Source organism: Sphaerisporangium rhizosphaerae, from assembly GCF_042665155.1.
Classification (GTDB): Bacteria; Actinomycetota; Actinomycetes; order Streptosporangiales; family Streptosporangiaceae; genus Sphaerisporangium; species Sphaerisporangium rhizosphaerae.
Window position 1 is genome coordinate 371,579 of the sequence record NZ_JBHTCG010000004.1, and the last position, 21,400, is coordinate 392,978.

General features: G+C 72.9%; 18 protein-coding genes. 5 read left to right on the forward strand and 13 right to left on the reverse strand.

Going from position 1 to position 21,400, the window contains the following annotated elements; translation table 11 throughout:
• Positions 1-22: 22 nt before the first annotated feature.
• The 3 genes from ACFQSB_RS08755 to ACFQSB_RS08765 are packed head-to-tail and all read right to left on the reverse strand — an operon-like array spanning position 23 to position 2,006.
• The gene (locus tag ACFQSB_RS08755) at positions 23-898 is read right to left on the reverse strand and encodes a carbohydrate ABC transporter permease (RefSeq protein ID WP_380825491.1); all 876 of its coding nucleotides are present in this window, start codon (positions 896-898) and stop codon (positions 23-25) included.
• Positions 895-1,875, reverse strand: a complete 981-nt coding sequence (locus ACFQSB_RS08760; RefSeq protein ID WP_354842971.1) for an ABC transporter permease — start codon at positions 1,873-1,875, stop codon at positions 895-897. Before ACFQSB_RS08760 ends, ACFQSB_RS08755 begins: the two co-directional genes overlap by 4 nt.
• Positions 1,875-2,006, reverse strand: a complete 132-nt coding sequence (locus ACFQSB_RS08765) for a hypothetical protein (protein ID WP_354842974.1) — start codon at positions 2,004-2,006, stop codon at positions 1,875-1,877. Before ACFQSB_RS08765 ends, ACFQSB_RS08760 begins: the two co-directional genes overlap by 1 nt.
• Positions 2,007-2,351: 345 nt before the next feature.
• Between ACFQSB_RS08765 and ACFQSB_RS08770 the strand changes: the two genes are divergently transcribed.
• Positions 2,352-3,362: a LacI family DNA-binding transcriptional regulator gene (locus tag ACFQSB_RS08770; protein WP_380825492.1), complete on the forward strand. Its 1,011-nt coding sequence runs from the start codon at positions 2,352-2,354 to the stop codon at positions 3,360-3,362.
• 53 nt (positions 3,363-3,415) lie between these two features.
• Here ACFQSB_RS08770 and ACFQSB_RS08775 read toward each other — a convergent pair whose 3' ends face one another.
• The 4 genes from ACFQSB_RS08775 to ACFQSB_RS08790 form a co-directional block, all read right to left on the reverse strand.
• Positions 3,416-4,324, reverse strand: coding sequence for a DUF6807 domain-containing protein (locus ACFQSB_RS08775; RefSeq protein ID WP_380825494.1), 909 nt, complete (start codon positions 4,322-4,324; stop codon positions 3,416-3,418).
• On the reverse strand, positions 4,317-5,450 hold the full coding sequence (locus ACFQSB_RS08780) for a Gfo/Idh/MocA family protein (protein WP_380825495.1): 1,134 nt from the start codon (positions 5,448-5,450) through the stop codon (positions 4,317-4,319). Before ACFQSB_RS08780 ends, ACFQSB_RS08775 begins: the two co-directional genes overlap by 8 nt.
• Positions 5,451-5,612: 162 nt before the next feature.
• Positions 5,613-6,749 (reverse strand): LacI family DNA-binding transcriptional regulator, encoded by a 1,137-nt coding sequence (locus tag ACFQSB_RS08785; protein WP_380825497.1) that lies wholly within the window; start codon positions 6,747-6,749, stop codon positions 5,613-5,615.
• A 195-nt stretch (positions 6,750-6,944) separates the two neighbouring features.
• Entirely contained in the window at positions 6,945-9,230 is a 2,286-nt protein-coding gene (locus tag ACFQSB_RS08790) for an alpha-glucuronidase (protein WP_380825499.1), read from the reverse strand.
• A gap of 427 nt (positions 9,231-9,657) precedes the next feature.
• On the opposite strand from ACFQSB_RS08790, the gene ACFQSB_RS08795 reads away from it, so the two are divergent.
• Complete coding sequence (locus ACFQSB_RS08795; RefSeq protein WP_380825501.1) at positions 9,658-11,724, forward strand: beta-galactosidase; 2,067 nt, start codon at positions 9,658-9,660, stop codon at positions 11,722-11,724.
• Positions 11,725-11,743: 19 nt separating this feature from the next.
• On the opposite strand, the gene ACFQSB_RS08800 is transcribed toward ACFQSB_RS08795, so the two are convergent.
• Both ACFQSB_RS08800 and ACFQSB_RS08805 read right to left on the reverse strand, forming a co-directional pair.
• Positions 11,744-12,853 (reverse strand): aldo/keto reductase, encoded by a 1,110-nt coding sequence (locus ACFQSB_RS08800; RefSeq protein ID WP_380825503.1) that lies wholly within the window; start codon positions 12,851-12,853, stop codon positions 11,744-11,746.
• A 222-nt stretch (positions 12,854-13,075) separates the two neighbouring features.
• Positions 13,076-13,681, reverse strand: coding sequence for a TetR/AcrR family transcriptional regulator (locus ACFQSB_RS08805; protein ID WP_380825504.1), 606 nt, complete (start codon positions 13,679-13,681; stop codon positions 13,076-13,078).
• A gap of 242 nt (positions 13,682-13,923) precedes the next feature.
• Between ACFQSB_RS08805 and ACFQSB_RS08810 the strand changes: the two genes are divergently transcribed.
• Positions 13,924-15,150 (forward strand): MFS transporter, encoded by a 1,227-nt coding sequence (locus ACFQSB_RS08810; RefSeq protein WP_380825505.1) that lies wholly within the window; start codon positions 13,924-13,926, stop codon positions 15,148-15,150.
• Here the strand turns inward: ACFQSB_RS08810 and ACFQSB_RS08815 are convergent.
• Positions 15,121-16,371 carry an anhydro-N-acetylmuramic acid kinase gene (locus tag ACFQSB_RS08815; protein ID WP_380825506.1) on the reverse strand — a complete coding sequence of 417 codons (1,251 nt, stop codon included), beginning with the start codon at positions 16,369-16,371 and terminating at the stop codon, positions 15,121-15,123. The genes ACFQSB_RS08810 and ACFQSB_RS08815 overlap by 30 nt on opposite strands.
• Positions 16,372-16,691: 320 nt before the next feature.
• Between ACFQSB_RS08815 and ACFQSB_RS08820 the strand changes: the two genes are divergently transcribed.
• Entirely contained in the window at positions 16,692-17,348 is a 657-nt protein-coding gene (locus tag ACFQSB_RS08820; protein WP_380825507.1) for a glycosyltransferase family 2 protein, read from the forward strand.
• On the forward strand, positions 17,345-17,980 hold the full coding sequence (locus tag ACFQSB_RS08825) for a TIGR04282 family arsenosugar biosynthesis glycosyltransferase (RefSeq protein ID WP_380825508.1): 636 nt from the start codon (positions 17,345-17,347) through the stop codon (positions 17,978-17,980). The genes ACFQSB_RS08820 and ACFQSB_RS08825 overlap by 4 nt, the downstream gene beginning before the upstream one ends.
• An 18-nt stretch (positions 17,981-17,998) precedes the next feature.
• Here the strand turns inward: ACFQSB_RS08825 and ACFQSB_RS08830 are convergent, their stop codons facing one another.
• The 3 genes from ACFQSB_RS08830 to ACFQSB_RS08840 form a co-directional block, all read right to left on the reverse strand.
• Positions 17,999-18,613: a hypothetical protein gene (locus ACFQSB_RS08830; protein ID WP_380825510.1), complete on the reverse strand. Its 615-nt coding sequence runs from the start codon at positions 18,611-18,613 to the stop codon at positions 17,999-18,001.
• Positions 18,610-19,776: a molybdopterin-dependent oxidoreductase gene (locus ACFQSB_RS08835; protein ID WP_380825512.1), complete on the reverse strand. Its 1,167-nt coding sequence runs from the start codon at positions 19,774-19,776 to the stop codon at positions 18,610-18,612. The genes ACFQSB_RS08830 and ACFQSB_RS08835 overlap by 4 nt, the downstream gene beginning before the upstream one ends.
• Before the next feature lie 378 nt (positions 19,777-20,154).
• Positions 20,155-21,393 carry a hypothetical protein gene (locus ACFQSB_RS08840; protein ID WP_380825513.1) on the reverse strand — a complete coding sequence of 413 codons (1,239 nt, stop codon included), beginning with the start codon at positions 21,391-21,393 and terminating at the stop codon, positions 20,155-20,157.
• Positions 21,394-21,400: the final 7 nt, after the last annotated feature.

Consider the following 21,400-nt stretch of genomic DNA (forward strand, 5'->3'; position numbering starts at 1 on the left):
GCCGTGGGGACTGGACCGGGGACTAGCCCTTGACCGCGCCGAGCAGCACTCCGGAGACGAAGTACCTCTGGACGAAGGGGTAGACCGCGAGGATGGGAAGCACGGTGAGCATGATCGTGACCGACTGGATGTTGGACGCGGCCTGCGTCATCTCCGACAGCCCCGCGCCGGTGGACTCGGCGCCGGTGGCCCCCGCGATGAGGTTGCGCAGGTAGATGGTCACCGGGAACAGCTCCTGCTCGTTCAGGTACAGGAATGCCGTGAACCAGGAGTTCCAGAACGAGACGGTGTAGAACAGCACCATCGTGGCGACGACCGCCTTCGACAGCGGCAGCACCACCCGCCACAGGACGCCGTAGGTGTTCAGCCCGTCGATCGCGGCGGCCTCTTCCAGCTCGCTCGGCAGGCCCTCGAAGAACGACTTCATGACCAGCAGGTTGAAGACGCTGATGGCGTTGGGCAGCGCGATCGCCCAGATGGAGTTCGTCAGGCCGAGATTGTTGACCAGCACGTACTGCGGGATCAGGCCGCCCGAGAAGATCATGGTGAAGACGGCCGCCCAGATGAGGACCTTGCGGCCCCTGAGGTGCGGCTTGGACAGCACGTACGCGTAGGACGTGGTCAGCACCATCGCGATCGCCGTGGCGACGATCGTGTAGATCACGGTGTTGCCGTAGTTCCGCCAGAACATCGGGTCGGCGATGACGATGCGGTACGTCGTCAGGTTGAACCCGCGCGGGATGAGGTTGACCCCACCGGTGATGATGTAGCGCTCCGCGCTGAACGAGCGGGCGACGATGTTGACGAAGGGGTACAGCGTCACGATCACGACGCCGGTCAGGATGACGGCGTTGACCACCTGGAACACGCGGTAACCGCGGCTCTTCGCGATGGTCACCACAGGCCCGCTCCCACCGTGCGACGGGAGATCAGGTTCGCCGAGGTGATCAGCACCACGCCGACCAGCGCCTCGAACAGTCCGATCGCGGCGGCGTAGCTGAGGTTGCTGGACTCCACGCCCATCCGGTACAGGTAGGTCGAGATCACGTCCGCGGTCGGATAGGTCAGCGGGTTGTACAGCAGCAGGACCTTCTCGAAGCCCGTGGTCATGAACGTGCCCATGTTGAGGATCAGCAGCGTGACCGCCGTCGGGCGGATGCCGGGCAGGGTGACGTGCCAGGTCTGCCGCCACCGGCCGGCGCCGTCGATGCGCGCCGCGTCGTAGAGCTGCTCGTCGATGGTCGTCAGCGCGGCCAGGTAGAGGATGGTCCCCCAGCCGACGGTCTGCCAGACCTCCGAGGAGACGAAGATCGTGCGGAACCAGTCGGGCTTCTGCATGAACGCGGTGGGCTCCCCTCCGAGCGCCTTCACGATCTGGTTCACCGGCCCGTCGATGGCCAGCGTCTGCATGACGATGCCGGCCACGATGACCATCGACAGGAAGTGCGGCAGGTAGGACACCGACTGCAGGAACCGCTTGACGCGGCGGCTGCGCACCTCGTTGAGCAGCAGCGCCAGCACGATCGGCAGCGGCCAGCAGAACAGCAGGGTCAGCCCGCCGAGGACGAGCGTGTTGGTGAACACGTTCCAGAACGTCGGGTCGCCGAGGAACATTTTCACGTACCGCAGGCCCACCCAGGACTCGCCGAAGACGCTGCCGCCCGGCTCGAACCGCCGGAAGGCGATCACGTTGCCGATCATGGGGCCGTACCGGAAGACCAGGAAGAACAGCAGCGGCAGCACCGCCAGCGAGTACAGCTGCCAGTCGCGGCGGATCGCATGCCGCCAGGTGCCCGGCCGCGCGTGCCGGCGGCCGGGGTCGGGGCGCGCCGGACGGGTCTCCGGCGGGTCGTCGAGTGTGCTCGTCGTGCTCATTACGCGCCCTCCGAGGCGGCGCCCGTCGTCGCCGGCGGGAGCGGCGCCTTCGCCCGCTCGGCGGGAGACGGCCGGGTGTCCCGCCACCGCTCGGTGGCGGGGCTGGTGTCGTCCGGTGCGTGGCCCCTCATGTCACCCCTTCGGCCGAAAATTTCAACGAAGGTCTTTCAATATTTCGGCAACGTAAGGGGGAGCAAGGAAACATGTCAAGGGGGTCATCAACTGCTATTTCCTCGCCCGATCGGCCGCTGCCCATGGACTCGTTTCCATGGGTTCGACCTGGTTCTGCGGCGGTTTTCCTGAAACTTTCGACGACCGGGCGGCCATCGGCGCGCCCACGACGTCCAGGGGCCGGACCCGATATGGAGTGATCGATCACCCTGCTTGCCGCCGTATGGTAGTGATCGATCACTATGGTGTCAACGGTGGTCCGTCCGCCACCGGCTAGGCTGTTCGGCGGAGCGAAGGAGGGTCCCGTGGGCCAGGCTGAGACGCCGCGCATCACCATCCACGAGGTGGCCCGGCGAGCCGGCGTCTCCCATCAGACCGTCTCCCGGTACTTCCGCCACAACGAGGGGTTGAAGCCCGAGACCCGCAAGAAGATCGATCTGGTCGTCGCCGAGCTCAACTACCGGCCGAACCTGCTGGCGCGCTCCATGCGCACCCGCCGCACCAACCGGCTGGCGATCACCCTGCCCGCCTCCACCTACCTGTGGCCGGCGCGCCTGCTCAGCGCCGCCTCGGCGGCCGCGCACGCCGAGGGCTTCCAGCTGGAGGTCGTCAGTGTCGAGGGCGATCCCCGCGCCCGGGCCGAGCGCACGCTGGAGCTCGCGAGCTCGGGACAGGTCGAGGGCATCCTGTCCCTGACGCCGCTGGAGATCGCCCCCGCGGCGTCGCCGGTGCCCATCGTCGCCACCGGGGCCTACGACGACGACCTGCGCGGCGTCAACGAGCTCGCGGACGCGTCCCCGGTGCGCGAGATCATCGAGCATCTCGCGTCGCTGGGCCACAGGGTCTTCTTCCACATCGCGGGCGCGCAGAACTTCACTTCGGCGCGCAACCGCAAGCTGGTCTACGAGGAGACCATCCAGCGCCGCGGGCTCACCTCCTACGGCGTCGCCATCGGCAACTGGACCGCCCAGTCGGGCCACGACGCGGTCCGCCGCCTTCCCGAGGCGAGCGGCGTGACCGCCATCATCGCCGCGAACGACCACGTCGCCATGGGCGCCGTACGCGCCGCCCTCTCGCGCGGCTGGCGGGTTCCCGAGGACGTCAGCGTGTTCGGCTGGGACGACGAGGAGATGGGGCGCTTCGCCACTCCCTCGCTGTCCACGGTGGCCGTCGATCGCGAGGTCCAGGGACGGGAGGCCATGGCCAAGCTCATCGCGGAGGTGCGCGGCGAGCCCGCCCCGCCGCCGTCGGTACGGTCGATCAACCGCATCATCCTCCGCGAGACGGTGGGCCCGCCGCCGTCCGCCCGTCGATGACCGGCGGGAGGGGCGTCGGACGAGCGGCGGGAAGGGCGGCGGGACGAGCGGGGTCACAGCGCGAACTCCGCGCCGAGGTCGTCGAGTTCGGCGCGCTCGCAGAGGCGGTCGATGAAGACATAGCGGTGCGCGAGCTCCAGGACCTCCCCGTCGGCCAGCGTGAACTCCTCGTCGAAGGCGGGAGATGGGCTGATCACGGCGAACGGCTCCCGGCGCACGAACCACTTGATCGGCACCGGCGCGCTGGACCGCCCGGCCACGGCGAGCACGGTGCCGCCTCCGTCGATCTCGTCGTGCCGGCCGGCCAGGGCCAGCCACGCGGCCTCCGCGCCCATCATCTCCTCGCCGCCCCGCCCGCCGGCGCCGATGATCGTGCCCTGGGTCCACGACCTGGGGCCGCGCCAGAAGAACCCCGCGTAACCGGCCGCCGGCCGGCCGTGGGTGGTGGGGCTGCCGAATTCCAGGGCCGCGCCGCGGACGTTGCGCAGCCGCGTCGTGAAGTCCAGCGCCCAGATGCCGCGGGCGGCGTCCACGCCGTGGAACACCTGGCGGCGCCGCTCGGCGATCCACCGTTCGTCCGCCGCCGTGACCCAGTGCAGGGTCTCCTCGACCGTGACCCGCCGGCCGTCGCCGGAGACCTCGGTGAAGTCGACGTGGTCGATGTGACCTAGATTGTTCTGCCACTGGTAGCCGCTCTCCGCCGAGAAGCTGGGGCCGCCCCAGAAGTTCTGCCCGGACAGGTGGGCCCAGGTCATCTGCAGTCCCTTGTGCCAGGGGTGGTCCCACGGGCGGTAGACCGACATGGGCGCGCCGGTGAGGCTGCGGATCGGATGCAGGTAGGGCTTGGGCGCCTCGGCGCCGGGCGCGTCCGGGCGGTGGACGTAGTGCGCGATCGGCACGTCGCCGGCGGTGACGATCAGGGACGTGTCCGCGTCGCGGACGCTGAGGGTGGGCTCAGGCACGGCCGGTCTCCTCCTGCTGCAGGCGGTCGGTGGCGTTCGGCGGATCGCCGCCGTTGAGCGAGTGGTAGAAGGGGTTGCCCTCGTCGAGCTCGGCCCGGGTGACCGGGCGTCCGGTCAGGGCCGACTGGTACATCCCGGTGATCAGCTCGAGGACGCGCCTGCCGTCGGCGCCGGCGGCCGGCGGGCGTTCGCCGGCCGCCATGGCGGCCAGCAGCGCGGCGAGCTGGGCGCGGTGCGAGCTGGGCGTGTTCCCGGCCGGCGCCCAGCCGGCGATCCTGCCCGAGTCGGTGACGTGCGGCGCGGGCGTCCACCGCCAGTGGGAGTCGTCGTAGCCGTAGAGGTGCTCCACCTCGACGGTCGCGTCGGTGAAGTCCAGGCGCAGGTAGCTCGTCTCGCGGGGAGACAGGACGCTGTTGACGATCGAGCCGATGGCGCCGGAGGCGAAGCGGACGATCGCGAACGACACGTCTTCGGTCTGGACCCGCCGATCGAGTGTGGCCGCCACGGCGTGCACCTCGTGCCAGTCGCCGAGCAGATGGAGCAGCAGGTCCATCTGGTGGATGCCGTGGCCCATGGTGGGCCCGCCGCCCTCGGTCTCCCACCTGCCGCGCCACGGCACCTCGAAGTAGTCGTGCCCGCGGTACCAGAGCGTGTTGCACACCGCGACCAGCGGCCGGCCGAGCTCGCCGTCGGCGATGTGCCGGCGCAGCCGCCGCGCGGCGCCGCCGAAGCGGTGCTGGAAGACGTAGGCGGCGTACGGCCCGCCGTCCCGCTCGCGGGAGGTGATCTCGTCGTACTCCGCCAGCGACAGCGTCGGCGGTTTCTCACACCACACCCACGCGCCGGCGTCCAGGCTCGCCAGCACGGCCTCGCGGTGCGCGACCGGCGGCGTGGCGACGACGACGAGATCGGGGCTCTCGCGGGCCAGCATGTCCGCCAGGACGGTGTACCGGCCCGGGACGCCGTGGGCTTCTGCCAGCTCGTCCGCCCGGCCGGAGTCGACGTCGCACACGGCGACGACCTGTACGGCGTCGCCCGCCGCGGCCAGGGCGGGCAGGTGGGCGACGCGGGCGATGCCGCCCGCGCCGACGACGGCGACGCGAACCGGGGACGACGACTCCGACACGGATGCTCCCTCAGGAGACGGGAAAGTGATCGATCACTTTTCCGGTTCAACATAGTTACGAGCGCTTTGAAGTGTCAACGCCGATCTGAACGTTTCATCCCGGCGACGGCCCGAAACCGGCGCGTCGACCTGATCGGCCGGCCGGAGACGGCGCTCGGGCGCCTACCCCGCCGAGGCGTGCGGCACGTCACCGGCCAGGGGCATCCCATGACCGGTGAGGCCGGCCACGGACGCCTCCGGCCGCAGGTCGGCGCCAGGCCGGGCATCGGGCGTACGCGGCGCCGACAGCAGGGGAACGGTGGTCGACTCGCGGATGACCAGGTCGCAGGGGTACAGATGGCGGCCGGGCGAGGGATTGCCGTTGATGCCGGCGAGCAGGATGTGGGCCGCCGAACGACCGAGCCCCGTGAGGTTCATGTCGACGCTGGTCAGCGGCGGCTGGGAGTACTCGGCCATGATGTCCCAGTTGTCGAACCCCAGGATCGCCACGTCCTCGGGCACGCGGCGCCCCGCGGCGCGCAACGCGTCGGCGGCGCCGCGGCCGATCTGGTCGTTGCCGCAGAACACCGCGTCGAACTCGATGCGGCTGGACAGCAGGATGCCGACGGCCTGGCGTCCCCAGGTCTCGGTCCAGGCGCCGAACATCGGGGGCGTCACCAGTTCCAGGCCCTCCTCCGCCAGCCGGTCGGCCGCCGCGGCGCTGCGCAGCCGGGAGGAGTTGTGCTGCTCCGGGCCGGCGATGTGCGCGATGCGCGTGCGGCCGATGGCCAGCAGGTGCTCGATGCCCTTGCGGACGCCCCCGGCCTCGTCGGGCTCGACGGTGCAGTCGCGCGGATCGGTGGAGCCGATGTAGGCGTACACGACGGGCACGGGGAGGTTCGCGCCGATGGGCGCCCGCGGCCGGGTGCGCCGTCCGGTGACGATGATCCCGTCGACGCGGCGGCTCAGCAGGGTCTTGAGGTAGTACTGCTCGCGGATGGGGTCGTCACGCCCGTCGCACAGGAAGACCGACATCTGCCCGGCGCCCAGCGCGTCCTCGGCGCCCATCAGGACCGGGAGGCTGATGCGGCCCATGCGGTCGGTGGTGATCATGCCGACGGTGTAGGTGCGGCCGGAGGCGACGCCGCGGCCGGCCGGGCCGACCAGCACGTTCAGCTGCCGGGCGGCCTCCTTGACCCGCGTGCGGGTCTCCTCCCGCAACGACCCGCGCCCGTTGAGCGCCTTGGAAGCGGTGCCCACCGACACCCCGGCCAGTGCGGCGACGTCGGCGACCGTGGCACGACGCTCCCGTCCACCCACAGCACTTCCTCCCTTGTCCGCTTCGCGAACCTCGGATCTCACACGACCGGAAGCCTTTATTGAACGCCCCGTAAACATGCTATATAGCCTTTCGGCGGGGTCTACGGGAAGACGGTCACGGCTATTCACCGGGCCTCACGCCGATGACCCGCGTTTCCGGCGGCGCCGCGAGGTTTCCTCGCCAGGCATTCGGCGTCAGTGGATCCGGCGCCCCCGGGCGTCCGGCACTCCCGACTTGCGGAAGAAATAGGCGTTGATCTGGTCACGCCACTCCTCCGCGCACCGGAGCTGCTCGTCGAACAGCTCGCGCACCCGGGCGTGCAGGCCGGCGGGCACCGACCCGGCGCCGGCCAGACCGGCCCACAGCGACCGGGCCTCGGCGACCTGTTCCACCCCGGCGAAGTGGGTGTCGTAGATGTGCTGGATGACGGTGGACCCGTCGTGCAGCACATGCCCGTAGGGCACATGGTGGAAGAACAGCAGCAGCTCGTCCGGGCACCGCTCGGCCGACTCGTACACCTGCGACCAGGGCCGCGGAAACTGGCCGGTGAAGCCGGTGCCGGTGGCACGGGTGCGGTCCACGCCGACGCCGTCGCGGTCGGCGAAGTGGTAGGTGCCCCACGGCGTGTACTCGTACCCGTCCACGTCAGGGCCGTAGTGATGCCCGGGACGCACCATGAACCCGACGCCGAGCGGCGCGGCGTACCGCTCGTAGGTGCGCCACGAGCCGTCCATGATCGCGTGCAGCGTGCGCCGCAGCCGCGCGGCCTCGCCGGTCTCGCCGACGTCGCCCGCGTCGCCCGTCTCGCCGGTCTTCGATGGCGCGAAGGTCAGGTCGATCCACTCGTCCAGGATGGCGACCGGGTCCGCCCAGGGCGCCCACGCGAGCCGGCCGAAGGCGTACAGGTTGGCCTGCGCGAGCGGGTGGCCGGTCCAGAAGTGGTCGTCGCCCACGTTGGACACCCCGACGAGGCCGCCGCCCTCCCGCGCCGCCCACCGGTCGCGCCCCTCCCCGTCCTGCGGCTCCTCGTCCGGCGGTTCCGGGGCGTCGTCCGCCGTCGCGCCGGTGACGATGTTCGCCACGGCGGGGCCCGCGGTCCCCCAGGGACGGAACGCCAGCACCTCGCTCCACATGGGGGCGAGGTAGCACACGTGCCGCTGCTGGCCGGTGTACTCCTGGGTCACCTGGACTTCCACGGCCAGGCGGGTGCGCGGCATGGCCGCGAGGAGGGGAGAGACCGGCTCTCGCGGCTGGAAGTCCATCGGGCCGTGCTTCACCTGGAGGATCACGTTGTCGCGGAACAGCCCGTCGAGGGGGGCGAAGTGGTCGCGCGCCGCGCGGGCCCGGTCGGTCGACCGGTCGCGCCAGTCCTGCCGGTGGTCGTACACGAAGGCGCGCCAGTGGACCACCCCGCCGAACGGCGCCAGGGCGTCGGCGAGCGTGTTCGCGCCGTCGGCGTGGCTGCGCCCGTAGGCGAACGGGCCCGGCTGTCCCTCCGAGTCGGCCTTGACCACGAATCCGCCCAGGTCGGGGATCGCCTGGTAGGCCCGTTCGGCGGCCCGCGCCCACCACGTACGCACGTCGTGGTCCAGCGGGTCGGCGGTCGGCAGCCCGCCCAGGACGACGGGCGAGGCGAACCCGGCCGACAGGTGCACCCGGACGCCGTAGGGCCGCAACCGGTCGGCGATCGCGGCGACGTCGCCGAGCCGGTCGGTCAGCAGGCGGGCCTCGGCGGCGTGCACGTTGACGTTGTTCACCGTGACGGCGTTCACCCCGCACGCGGCCAGCAGCCGCGCGTACGCCCCCACCCGGGCGAGATCGCCGGTCAGGGCGCCGTCCCGCCAGAAGATCGATCCGCCCGCGTAGCCGCGCTCGACCTGGCCCATCACCGGATGCACCGCGACGTTGTCCCAGTGGTCGAGCATGCGCCGCCGCGTCGCGGGCCGGTGAAGCTCCCGCGGCCGGGCGGCGCCGAAGGCCCGCTCGCCGAGTCGCACGAGGTGGAACAGGCCGTAGAGCAGACCGGCCGGCTCGTCGGCGAGCACGACCGTGACGCCGTCATGGCGGGCGACGACGAACCCCTCCTCCCCGGTCGGGCGGTCGTCGCCCCCGTGGGCAGGCCACTTCGTCCGCAGTCTCCGCACGGCGTCCGGCACGGGCTCGGCCCCGGTGAGCGCGAGGACCAGGTCGAAAGGCCCCTCTTCCGCACCGCCCGGAACGTCCGCGTCGCCCCCGACGCCGGCGCACGGGGATCGGTCGCCCGTCGTGCCGGGCGCCGAGTGCCGCACACCGCCGCCGTACCGGGCGCAGGCCCGCGCCACCTCGTCGTGCACGGTCTCGGCGAGCGGGCCGCCGCCGCACACGAGGGTGCGGCGCGAGCCGATCGGCCGGAACGCCTCCGGTGGCAGCCACGCCGGGTGGACCGGGGGCGGATCGTCATGAGCTGCCGGGCGGACTTCGAAACTTTCGGGATGATCCATCGACACCGCGGAAACCTAAGCGCTCGGTCGCCCGGGGTCAAGGGCGTTGTCAGACGGCGATGACCGGCATCGCTCCCCCGTGGGAGTTCCCGCCGGCCCCTCCGACCCTCGGGCGACGCGGGCGAGGGCACCCCGAAAGTTTCGGCAGCGACGCTCCTCGACGGCGGCCGTGCACGGTGAGCGGCCGGTTCGTCCGGTCGTCGTTGACGCTCCACGTGGCCCTGCCTGGCATCCAGGCAGCGAAGCGGCGCCTCACTTGCGGTCCACCGCGCTTGTGGCGAACACTCCCCCTGTCAGGCCCGCCACATCACCGTTCCCGGGATCCCACCACGGCAGCACGGAGCCTTTCATGTCCCGCATGCAGGAAGAATCCCACCGCCCTCATGGCGGTCGCCGCGGCGGGAGCGCTCAGGCGAGCGACGCCCGCATGCGCGCCTTCAGCCGGCGCGTCGGCGGCCTGGCGTTCGGCGGCGACTACAACCCCGAGCAATGGGACCCTTCCGTCTGGCGGGAGGACGTGCGGCTCATGCGCGAGGCCGGGGTGAACCTCGTCTCGCTCGGCGTCTTCGCGTGGGCCTCGCTGGAACCCGAGCCCGGCAAGTACGAGTTCGGCTGGATGGACGAGGTCATGGACCTGCTCCACCAGGCCGGCATCGGCGTCGACCTCGCCACCCCCACCGCCGCGCCGCCCGTCTGGCTGACCCGCGAGCACCCGGAGGTCTTCCCGGTCATGGCCGACGGCGAGTCGTTCGGCTTCGGGAACCGCCTGCACTACGACCCCTCCTCGCCGATCTACCGCGAGCACGCGGCCGCCATCACCACCCGGCTCGCCAAGCGCTACTCCTTCCACCCGGCGCTCGCCATGTGGCACATCGGCAACGAGTACGGCCCCACGGCCTACAACGAGGCGGCCTCGGTCAACTTCCGGCGGTGGCTCCGGCAGCGGTACGGCGACCTCGGCACGCTCAACGACGCCTGGACCACCCGCTTCTGGGGGCAGGTCTACACCGACTGGGACCAGATCGAGGTCCCGAGCATCCCGCGGGCCTGGATGAACCCGAGCCGCATCCTCGACTTCAAGCGCTTCACCTCAGACGCGCTGCTCGAGTGCTACATCGCCGAACGCAACATCGTCCGCTCCTTCCGCGCCGACATCCCGGTCCTGACCAACTTCATGTCCTTCTACCGGCACGCCGACTACTGGAGGTGGGCGCGCGAGGAGGACGCGGCGGCCCTGGACATCTACCCCGACCCCGCCCGGCCCGACTCGCACGTGTCGGCGGCCTTCCAGTTCGACCTGTTCCGCTCGCTCAAGGGCGGCCGGCCCTGGGTGCTGATGGAGCAGGCCGCGAGCGCGGTCAGCCAGTGGCGGCTGAACGTGGTCAAGGAGCCGGGGCGGATGCGGCTCGGGTCGCTCCAGGCGGTGTCGCGCGGCGCCGACGCGGTGATGTTCTTCCAGTGGCGCGCGAGCAGGGGCGGGCAGGAACGCTTCCACTCGGCGATGCTGCCCCACTCGGGGCCGGGCTCGCGCACCTTCCGCGAGGTCACCGGTCTCGGCGGCGAGATCAAACTGCTCGCGCCGGTGGCGGGCGCCGCCACCCGCGCCGACATCGCCGTCCTGTTCGACTGGAACGGCTGGTGGGGTCTTGAGGAGGTCGGCGGGCTGCCCCGCAACGACTTCAGCTACGCCGACACCGTGATGCGCCACTACACGCCCCTGTGGGAGCACCACCATGCCGTCGACGTGGTGCCACCCGGCGGCGACCTCGGCGCGTACAAGGTGCTGGTCGTGCCCAACGCCTACCTCATCGACGACCAGGGCGTCCAGGCCGTCACCGCCTTCGCCCGCTCCGGCGGCACCGTCGTGATGTCCTTGTTCTCCGGCGTCGTGGACGAGTCCAACCGCGTGCGCTCGAACGGCTATCCGGGCGCGTTCCGCGACCTCATCGGCGCCAAGATCGACGAGTACTGGCCGGCGCGTCCCGGCGAGGAGTTCGCCGTCCGCTTCGCCGACGGCCGCACGACGACCGCGACGTGGTGGCGCGAGGACCTCTATCTGGAGACCGGGACGGCGTTGGCGACCTACACCGACGGGCTGCTCAAGGGCCGGGCCGCGGTCGTCGCGAACGCCTACGGCGCCGGGCGGGTGGTCTACGTCGCGACCCTGCTGGAACAGGACGCCTTCGCGGGCGTGCTGCTCGCGGAGGTGGAGGCGGCGGGCGTGGAGAGCCGCTTCCGCGACGTCCCGGCGCATGTCGAGTGCGCGGTGCGCGAGGACGAGCGGCACGAGTACCTGTTCCTGCTCAACCACGGCGCCGACGCCGCCACCGTCCCGCTCCCCCGTCCCGGAACCGACCTGCTGACCGGAGCCCCGGTCGCCGGCGACGTCGAGCTCGCGCCGCTCGGCGTGGCGGTGATCCAGTGCCGGCGGCCGTCCGCGCTGACGGTCGCCGGCGCGGACGCCTCCCGGCGCCCATCCGGCCCGCCCTCGTGATCGAGGCGCACCTGGTGGATCAACCGGTCGCGTCGGCCGTCCAGTTCCGCACCACGGGGGCGTATTCGGCGGGCTTGTCGGCGACCTTGGCGCCGGGAGTGACCAGCCAGCTCTGGTAGGCGGGCGTGAACATCTGGTAGAGCGACCGCGGCGGCACCGCGCTCGCCTCGTCCAGCTCGGCGCGGAGCTCGGCCGGCAGCTCGAAGTCGAGCGCGGCGAGGTTGGCGTCGAGCTGGGCCGCGCTGCTCGCCCCGACGATCGCCGAGGCGATGCCGGGCTGGGTGGCGACCCAGTTGACCGCCGCCTGGGCCATCGTCACCCCGAGCTTGGCGGCCACGCCTTCGAGCGTCGCCAGGAGCCGCCATTCCTGGTCGGTGTAGGAGCGTCCGGACGAGCCGGTCTCACCCAGCCTGCCCTCCCCGGCCAGTCCCTGGTCGGCCTGGCGGTACTTGCCGGTGAGGAAGCCGCCGCCGAGCGGGCTCCACGCGGTGAGGCCCAGTCCGAGCTCGCGCCCCATCGGGACGTGCTCCACTTCGATCGTCCGGTCGATGAGCGAGTAGGGCAGCTGGAGGCCGACCATCGGCACCAGGGAGTTGGCCTCCGCGTGGCTCTGGGCCCGCGCGGCGTACCAGGCCGGCACGTCCGACAGGCCCGCGTAACGGATCTTCCCAGCCCTGGTGAGGTCGTCGAACGTCCGCACCACCTCTTCGACGGGGGTGATCCGGTCCCAGGTGTGCAGCAGGAACAGGTCGATGTAGTCGGTGCGCAGCCGGCGCAGCGACGCCTCGACCGCGCGGATCATGTGCTTGCGGCCGTTGCCGCCCGCGTTCGGGTCCCCGGGGTCGACGCTGTTGGTGAACTTGGTGGTGAGCACGACCCGGTCGCGGACCTTGGCCTCGGCCATGAGGTTGCCCAGAATGGTCTCGCTCTGGCCGGCGGTGTAGAAGTCGGCGGTGTCGACGAAGTTCCCGCCCGCTTCGAGGTAGCGGCGGAAGATGGCGCGCGCCTCCTCCTCGGTCTTGCCGTAGGCGGCGTGGAAGCCGGCGGTGCCGAAGTTCATCGTGCCGAGTGCCAGCCGGCTGACGCGGAGCCCGGAGCGTCCGAGCAGGTAGTAGTGGTTCATGGACATGAGAGCTGTCTCTCCGTTCGGGTGCGGGCTCGCGGGTGCCGGCGGTTTCCGGCTCGCGGTGCCGGCCCCTTTTCCTGCTCGTGCGAGCGGCCGGGATTCCTCGCGTGCCTCCCGGTGCGGGACCGATACGGTCCACAGCTTGCGCACCCGAAAATGGACTGTCAAGTCCAAAACTGCAGGTCGGAGCGCCTGCGACGTTCCGTCAGGCGGGCCCGCGACCCGTCAGGCCTGCCCGCGGTCGCCGGCGCCGAGGTGGGCGATGCCGATGTCCAGGGCGGCCTCCAGGTGCGCGGTCGAACCGGTGGACATCTGGATCAGGACGCCCCCCTGGACGCCCGCGAGCAGGGCCGCCGCCGCACGGTCGGCGTCCATGGCCCGGTCGATCTCGCCGGCCTGCTGCATGTGGCGCACGCCGGCGGCGATCTCGGCCTGCCAGCTGCGCATCAGCTCCGTGACCACGGCCTGGGCCCCGGGCGTGACGCCGCCGAGTTGCGACATGACGGCGTTGAGCGGGCACAGCGTGCCCTGGGCGCGGTAGCGCTCGACCACCCTGTCGCGCCACCGCCACCAGGCGGGCCAGGACGACAGGTCACCCAGCTGGGGTCGCTGGTCCTCCAGCACGCGGTCGGCCTCGAGGCGGGCCACGGCCAGCAACAGCTCCTCCCGGCCGCCCGGGAAGTAGTGGAACAACTGGCTCTTGCTCGTCGTGGTCCGGGCGAGCACGTCGTCGAGGGTGGTCGCGACCACCCCGTGCTCGCGGATCTGCGCGGCCGCGCCCTGGAGTATCCGCTCCCGCGTCGCGGCGCCCTTGCGGGTCAGCGCAGGCATGACACCTCTCCCAGACTGGATGTTCCGGTCCATTTTATCCGGTCACGAGGCGCCCGCAGGTATGGCGCGGCGCCGCCCGGGCGGTGATGATCGGACCGGGGAGGGTGCGGCGGCGTCCGATCGGAGGGGAACGTGCCGGGCGCGCGGCGTCCTTCCGCAGTCGGAAGACCGTCCGGTAAGCCCGCCGGCCGTCGCGACATGGCGCGTCCGGCCGTCGCGATGTCGCGCGAAGGAGAACCCTCATGAGCCCCCGGCCAACGACGGACCGATCACGGCGACCCGAGGATTCCGAAGGACGCACGCGATGGGCGACGATCGCCGTCGTCTACCTCGCCGGGGTGGTCACGGCGATGAGCCTGGGCAAGTTCGCCTCGGTCGGGCCGGCGGTGGCGGCCCAGCTCGGGCTGTCGCTGCCGCAGCTCGGCTGGGTGATCTCGGCCGTCGTGGGCGTGGGGGCCGTCGCCGGCCTGCCCGCCGGATACCTGGTCCGCCGCCTGGGCGCCGAGAGGTCGCTGGTCGGCGGCCTGGCGCTGGTCGCGGTGGCGGGCGCGGCGAACGTGGCGGCGGGCGACTTCGCCTGGTTGCTGGCCGCCCGGGGCGTCGAAGGCATCGGGTACATCCTGGTCACCGTCGCCTGCCCGGCACTGATCCTGCGGCTGGCCCACGAGCGGGACCGCGGCGTCGTCCTGTCCATCTGGGCGACGTTCGTCCCGGTGGGCATCGGGGTGAGCACACTGGCCGGAGGCGCGATCGGCTCCGCCCTGGGCTGGCGCGGCTGGATCGGGCTGATCGCCGGGCTGACCCTCCTCGCCGCGCCGGCCGTCTGGCTGCGCCTGCCGCGCGGGGCGGAGCGGCGCGCGGCGTCCGGGCCCGTCCCCGGGGCGAGGGCGCTGGCGCGACCGGTCGCCCTGGCGGGAGCCTTCTGCCTGATCGTGCTGGTGACCATGCCGGTGGTCGTGCTCCTGCCCACGCTGCTGATCCAGCAGTACGGGCGCTCGGCCGCCGCCGCCGGCGCCATGACCTCGGTGATCTCGATGCTCGGTGTGGCCGGCGGGCTGGCGGTCGGCGTGCTGCTGCGCCGGGGCACGCCTGTCGGCGTCCTGGCGCTGACCGGGCTACTGGTGGTACCGGCCGCCTGGCTCATCTACGGCGGCGGCAGTTCGCCGGCCGGCGCGCTGGCCGGCGCGGGAGGCGTCTCGGTGCTGAACGGGCTGCTGGGCGCGCTCGCCATCGCGGCACTCCCTCTCACGCTGGAGCGTCTGGACCACGCCGACGTCGGCAACGGCGTGATCGCCCAGGCGGGCAGCCTCGGATCGCTGCTCGGCCCCCCGTTGTTCGGCCTGGTGGCCACCGGGTTCGGGTACCCGGCCCTGGTGCCGGTCATCGCCGTCGGGGTGGTCGTCTCGGTCGGCTCGTTGCTGCTGCTCAGCGTCCGGAAGTCACCCCGGCCCGTGCCGGCCGCCGACTGAGCCCCCGTGCCGGCCGGTGCCCCGGGTACCGGCCTCGGGCTCCTGGCGCCGCGGGGTCAGGGTGAGGGCGCGCGGCGCCTCGCGGGCCGGGGACGGGAGGACGAGCGGCGCCGCGCCCGGGGTGACGGTGCCCAGGACGCGGGCGGCGCGCGCTCCGGTGCCCGCGGGGACCGATCCCGGCAGGCCGTGCGCGGTGTGCCAGCCGATGAGGGCGAAGGCGATCGCCTCCTTGCCGTCGGCGGGGGCGCCGTAGGCGTCGCTCAGCCGGACGGTCACGCCGGGGAGCGCGCGGCGCAGGCCGTCCATGAGCACGGGGTTGCGGCAACCGCCGCCCGAGACGACGAGCAGGCCGGCGCCGCTCGCGGCCACCTCCCGGACGACCGTGCGGACGGTGAGCTCGGTGAGGGTCGCCACCAGGTCGGCCGAACCCGGCCGGGCGCCCGCCCTGGCCATCGCCTCTTCGACGTGGCCCAGGTGGAACAGCTCCTTGCCGGTGCTCTTGGGGAGGGGCAGCCGGTAGTACGGGTGGTCGAGCAGGACCGCCAGAAGGCCCTCGTCGACCGTGCCGGAGGCGGCGACGCGCCCGTCCTCGTCGAAGCCGCGCTCGTTCAGTCCCCGGTTCACCACGACCGCGTCGATCAGCGCGTTCGCCGGGCCGATGTCGTAGGCGGCGACGTCGCCGGGACCGCGCACCACCGTCAGGTTCGCGATGCCGCCCAGGTTGAGCGCGGCGGCCGTGCCGCGATGCCCGGCCAGCAGCAGGACGTCGAGCAGGCACACGAGCGGGGCGCCCTGCCCGCCGGCCGCGACGTCGCGGGAGCGCACGTCGGAAAGGACGGGCGTGCCCGTGCGCTCGGCGATCCACGCGGGCTGGCCGATCTGCAGGGTGCCGAGAGCGTGCGCGCCCTCGACCCAGTGGAACACGGTCTGCCCGTGGGAGACGACCAGGTCGACCGGCCCTGCCCGTCCGATCGCCTCGGCGGCGGCCCCGGCGAAGCTCTGGCCGATGAGGGTGTCCAGCGCGCACACCTCGGCCAGGGTGGTCACCGCCGGGGGCAGCGCGTTCATCAGCCGGGCGCGCAGCCGGTCCGGGTAGGGCGTGGCGGCGGTGAGCTCGACGACTCCGCTGAGCGTGCCGCCGTCGTAGGCCGGGTCGAAGTCGACCAGCGCCACGTCGATGCCGTCGTGGGAGGTGCCGGAGATCATGCCCAGAACCCTCACGGCGCCCCCTCCGAGTACGATTTCGGGCCGGCCACCGCCCCGCGCGGGGCCGGAGCGACGGCGGGGCGCGAGGCCGGAGAACAGCGGCGGCGCGAGGCCGGAGAACGGCGGCGGGCCCGCCCCTGTTCCGGCCGAACGCGCCCTGCCCCTGAACGCCCCTTCCCCTGACGGTAGTACCCGCAACGCCCGACCCGACCCGGGCCGCCGGACGGCCCGATCCAGCCGCCACTCGCACCGGCGCGGCGTGACCAGCGGTTATTTTGGGGCGACGTCACCACACCGTAAGAATCTCCGGGCCGCGCCTGCCTTAGCGTCGGCCCATGGAGATCGACGTGGTGCTGCCGTGCCTGGACGAGGAGGCCGCCCTCCCCTGGGTGCTGGAGCGCATGCCGGCCGGCTGCCGGCCCATCGTGGTGGACAACGGCTCGACGGACGGCTCGGTGAAGGTCGCCGCCCGGTTCGGGGCACAGGTGGTCGTCGAGCCGCGGCGCGGGTTCGGCGCCGCCTGCCATGCCGGGCTGCTGGCCGCGACCGGCGACATCGTCGCCTTCATGGACGCCGACGCCTCCCTCGATCCGCGGCAACTGCCGCGCGTCACCGAGCCGGTCGCGGCCGGGGACGCCGACCTGGTGCTCGGCCGGCGGATCACCCGCTCGGCCGGGGCCTGGCCGCCGCACGCGCGGGCCGCCAACGCCCTGCTGGCTCGCCGCCTGCGCCGCCGCACCGGGGCCGGGGTGCACGACCTCGGCCCGATGCGCGCGGCCCGCCGCGACGCGCTGCTCGCCCTGGGGCTGAGCGACCGCAGGTTCGGCTACCCGCTGGAGATGGTGCTGCGCGCCGCCGCGGCCGGCTGGCGGATCGCCGAGGCCGAGGTGGACTACCTCCCGCGCGCGGGACGCTCCAAGGTGACGGGCACGGTGCGCGGGACGGTGCGCGCCATCGGCGACATGCGGCGGGTCATGCGGGAGAACGCGTGACCCAGGTCCTGGTCATCGCCAAGGAACCGCTGCCGGGCCGGGTCAAGACCCGGCTCTGCCCGCCGTGCACGGCCGAGCAGGCCGCCCGGCTCGCGGCCGCCGCCCTGGAGGACACCCTGCGCACGGTGGCGGCGACCCGGACGCCGCGCCGGGTGCTCGCCCTGCAGGGGATGCCGGGCCCCTGGCTGCCCCGTGGGTTCACGGTCATCCCGCAACGCGGGGCCGGGCTGGACGAGCGGCTGGCGGCGGCCTTCACCGACGCCGGCCGGCCGCACGCGATGCCCACCGTCCTGGTCGGCATGGACACCCCGCAGCTCACCGCACCCCTGCTGGAGGCCGCCCGCGCCGCGCTGGCCTCGCACGACGCGGTGTACGGGCCCGCCGCGGACGGCGGGTTCTGGCTGCTCGGCCTGCGCCGCCCCGACCCGGCGCTGGTGCTCGGCGTGCCCATGTCGCAGCCCCACACCGGAGCGGCCCAGCTACGGCGCCTGCGCGAGGCCGGGCTGAGCCTTGCCGTGCTGCCCGAACTGCGCGACGTCGACACCTTCGCCGACGCCTGCGACGTCGCGGCCTCAGCGCCCGGCACCCGGTTCGCCGCGACACTGACCACCGTGCGCGAAGCCCTGGACTGAGCCGGGGACGGCCCGCTCTCAGTGCGTCCGCCGCCGCCGGGAGAGCCGCGCCCGTCCGGTTCGCCGAGCTCGCAGCCAGGCCGCGGCCATCGCCGCCGCGGCAGCGACCGCGACCACGGCCAGCACGAGGAGCAGGTTGCGCCCGTAGTCCAGCGGGAGCAGCGACGGGTTGTCGGCCCTGCGGCCGATGCCCAGCACCATCGGCAGCGCGAGCAGGCCGAGCACGCCGGCCACGGCCAGCGCGGCGCGCACCCAGAACCGGTACGGCTCGCGCACCGCCCCGGTGAGCACGGCGACCGCCGCGACCAGCGGCGCCAGGACGCCGTCGTGCGCGGCGACCAGCCCGCCGAACCACAGGGCCCAGCCGAGGGGGTCGGTGTGGTGGGCGTCCGCCGCCAGACCCGCCAGCCCGACGACGACCAGCGCGCCGCCGGCGCCGTACCCCGCCCACCGCCACCGGCCCGAGCCGGCGCGCGAAGCGTCGTCCCGCCCGTGCACGGCGCCGGAGGAGGCGCCGCCGGGCCCTGCCATCGCGGCGAGGGAGGAGACGCCGTCGGGCCCTGTCGTCGCGGCGAGGGAGGAGTCGCCCGGTTCGGTGCGGGCGTCGGGAGAGGTGCCGTCCGGCCGGTTCATGTGACCACCACCTCGGTGACCCACTTGGTCTGCAGCACGCCGGGCCGGTTCGGCGCGATGAGACGCAGGGGGAAGCCGTGGTCGGGGGCGAGCGGGGCGCCGTTGAGGCGCAGGGCCAGCAAGGTGAGCGGGTCGCCCCAGTGCGGCGAGCGCACCTCGCTGGACCGGTAGGCCCCGCCGCGCTCCAGCGACTCGACCGTGACCACGGCGTCCGGGGCCGCACCCGCCCGGGCGAGCAGGTCGCGCAGGCGGATCCCGGCCCACTCCGCCTCCGCGCTCCAGCCCTCCACGCACGAGATCGGCAACCGGGCGGTGTGCTGCGGCCACCGCAGCAGGTCGGCGTAGGTGAGGGACAGGGGCGTGCGCACCGCCCCGGTGACCGTGAGCCGGTACCCCGCGTCCGCGGCGACCGCGCTCACCCCGGCCGCGGCCGCGGTCTTGTTCACCGGGACGCCCTGCGGGCCGATGCGCGGGCCGCGCGGCGCGAGCACGGCCCACCGGGCGAGGGGCGGGTAGGTCTCGCCCACCGTGACCAGGACGGTGACGCCCGAGGCCGCCGCCACCGTGGCGAGGAACCGCCGCCGGGCCATGTCGCCTGGTCCGACCGGTTCCCGCGTCCAGAACCGGGCGCGGACCTTGGCCCACTCGTTCACCACGTGGATGACCAGCGCGCCGTAGACCAGGTAGGCCGTCCAGTAGTGCGCCGCGGTGAAGGAGAACGGCCACAGGTACGCGTAAGAGATGTTCAGCAGCCCGGTGACGAGCTGGAACAGCGATCCGCCCACCAGCGCGAGCACCAGCGCGCGTTCCACCGCCTGCGGCGCCGAACGGAAGGGCGGCCACTGGAACAGCCGCGGGTAGACCGTCCACAGCTTGGCCAGCAGCAACGGGATGGTCGCCAGCCCGCCGATGACGTGGGCTCCCTGCGTGACCCGGTACAGGTTCACCGGCCGGGACGGCCACAGCAGCCAGGCCGGCGGATGCTGCATGAAGTGGCTCACCAGCCCGGTGACGAAGGCCACCGTGAAGCTCAGGCCGAGCCACACGCCGAGCTGAGCGGCCGTCCGCTCGGAGTGCAGCCCGCTGCTGAAGCGCCCCGAGACGCCGCGCACGAATGCCTCCGCCCGGCGCTCCAGGCTTTTCCCGTCACTACGGCGAACCATCGTCCCGCCTCGCTCCGGTGTTCTCGCGCGCCCGCATTCCGGCGTCGGCCATTTCCACCGGCCGGCCGCGCGCGCCGCACTGTTCGATCACTTCTGCGACCTTACAGCGGAAGGCATTCACCGATTCTTACGAACCTGTGACGCGATCGGGGGCCTTGGCCAGCCTGTGAGCCGCTGACCTGGACTTCGGCGCCGGCACGGACATGAAGCGGCCTCTCGGGAGGCAACGGCCGAAATGGCGGGCCGGCCGCGGGAGAACGGCCTCGAAATAGCCTCGCGCCGGCGATCGAGAGGTCGATTCACCGAATGGGGGAATTTCGTCGCCAAGGGGAGATACGGAGCACGCCGTCCCGCGAAAGGAATCGGCCCGGCAGAGGGTCAGCCGTGCCGCCGGGAGGGCGTCAGGGCCGCCGCGGCGGACGCGCACCATCGGCGGACCTTCGGCCCGTGCCGGCGCCACCACGTCCAAACCCACAGGCCCTGGACGCCGGCCAGCACCGCGACCACCGCCACCGCGTCCACGACGGCCGGCGCCTCGCCGCCGTTCACCAGCGTGCCGATCGCGGGCCCCGCGATGGCGGCGAGCGCGGGGAGCATGAGCGTCGCGACCACGGTCAGGCAGGCCGCCGTACCCACCACCAGCAGCACCGTGTAGAGGCGCACCGCGACGCGCTCCCGTCGCGGGAAGCCCGCGAGCGGGTTCGCCCCACCCCTTCTCGCCAGGCGGCCGATCAGGAACCGCCCGTACGCCACGCCGTCGCCGTACAGGTTGCGGCACCCGGCGAGGTCCTGGGCGACGAAGTAGAGGTCGGTCCGCATGAACACCAGGAACTGGAAGCTCAGCGCGTCGATCTGGGTCAGGACGACGATGGCGGCAACGGTGTGCGGGCCGCCCTCGCCCGGCCAGACGGCGAGCGCCATCAGCCCGGCCGCCATGACGGCCGCGTCCAGCGCCATTCCGGCGAGGTAGGCGCTCATCCGGACGCGCCTGTCCTCGCCCCAGACCCCCGACACGTCGGTCTGCACGACGAGGAACTGCAGGCGCGAGCCGAGGGTGATCCGCCCGGGCACCCCGGCCGCCCGGGCCGTGCCGAGATGGGCGAGCTCGTGCAGCAGCACCAGCCCCCAGGTGATGGCGACCTGGGTGAGCAGCGAGACGGTGCCGAACCGGCTCCAGGCCATGATGCCGGGACTCGGCATGACCTCCGGGCGGACGGCCAGGACCACCAGCCCGCACAGGACCAGCAACCCCACCCCGGCGTGGACGGCCGGACTCAGCGTCCACCGGACGTGGCGCGGCTTCAGCCAGGGAAGCGAGGGCCTTCGCCGCCCGGTGTCCGCGACCGGCCGGCCGTCCATGCCCGCCACGAACCCCAGGTCGGTCAGCGCCGCGCAGAAGTCGGCCACGTCGACTCTCGTCCCGGTCTCGGCGGTGACCCGCGCCGCGACCTCGTCCACCGTCCGGCCCTCGGCCAGCAGGTCGATCACCGTCCGACCGATGTCGGGGAAGGACGCGAACGTGCCGGTCTCGACCCGCCCGATGATCCAGCCGGAACCGTCGCGACGCGTTCTGAGCCGGTGGAGCCGTACGCGGGAGGCTCCCGTCACCGCGTGCATACGGCGC

Excerpts from the sequence above, each read along its gene's own strand:
- ACFQSB_RS08805 (WP_380825504.1), bottom strand. The coding sequence starts at position 13,681 with ATGCCTGCGCTGACCCGCAAGGGCGCCGCGACGCGGGAGCGGATACTC.
- ACFQSB_RS08830 (WP_380825510.1), bottom strand. The coding sequence starts at position 18,613 with ATGAACCGGCCGGACGGCACCTCTCCCGACGCCCGCACCGAACCGGGC.
- ACFQSB_RS08790 (WP_380825499.1), bottom strand. The coding sequence starts at position 9,230 with ATGGATCATCCCGAAAGTTTCGAAGTCCGCCCGGCAGCTCATGACGAT.
- ACFQSB_RS08765 (WP_354842974.1), bottom strand. The coding sequence starts at position 2,006 with ATGAGGGGCCACGCACCGGACGACACCAGCCCCGCCACCGAGCGGTGG.
- ACFQSB_RS08795 (WP_380825501.1), top strand. The coding sequence starts at position 9,658 with ATGCGCGCCTTCAGCCGGCGCGTCGGCGGCCTGGCGTTCGGCGGCGAC.
- ACFQSB_RS08820 (WP_380825507.1), top strand. The coding sequence starts at position 16,692 with ATGGAGATCGACGTGGTGCTGCCGTGCCTGGACGAGGAGGCCGCCCTC.
- ACFQSB_RS08840 (WP_380825513.1), bottom strand. The coding sequence starts at position 21,393 with ATGCACGCGGTGACGGGAGCCTCCCGCGTACGGCTCCACCGGCTCAGA.
- ACFQSB_RS08760 (WP_354842971.1), bottom strand. The coding sequence starts at position 1,875 with ATGAGCACGACGAGCACACTCGACGACCCGCCGGAGACCCGTCCGGCG.
- ACFQSB_RS08810 (WP_380825505.1), top strand. The coding sequence starts at position 13,924 with ATGAGCCCCCGGCCAACGACGGACCGATCACGGCGACCCGAGGATTCC.
- ACFQSB_RS08800 (WP_380825503.1), bottom strand. The coding sequence starts at position 12,853 with ATGTCCATGAACCACTACTACCTGCTCGGACGCTCCGGGCTCCGCGTC.
- ACFQSB_RS08835 (WP_380825512.1), bottom strand. The coding sequence starts at position 19,776 with ATGGTTCGCCGTAGTGACGGGAAAAGCCTGGAGCGCCGGGCGGAGGCA.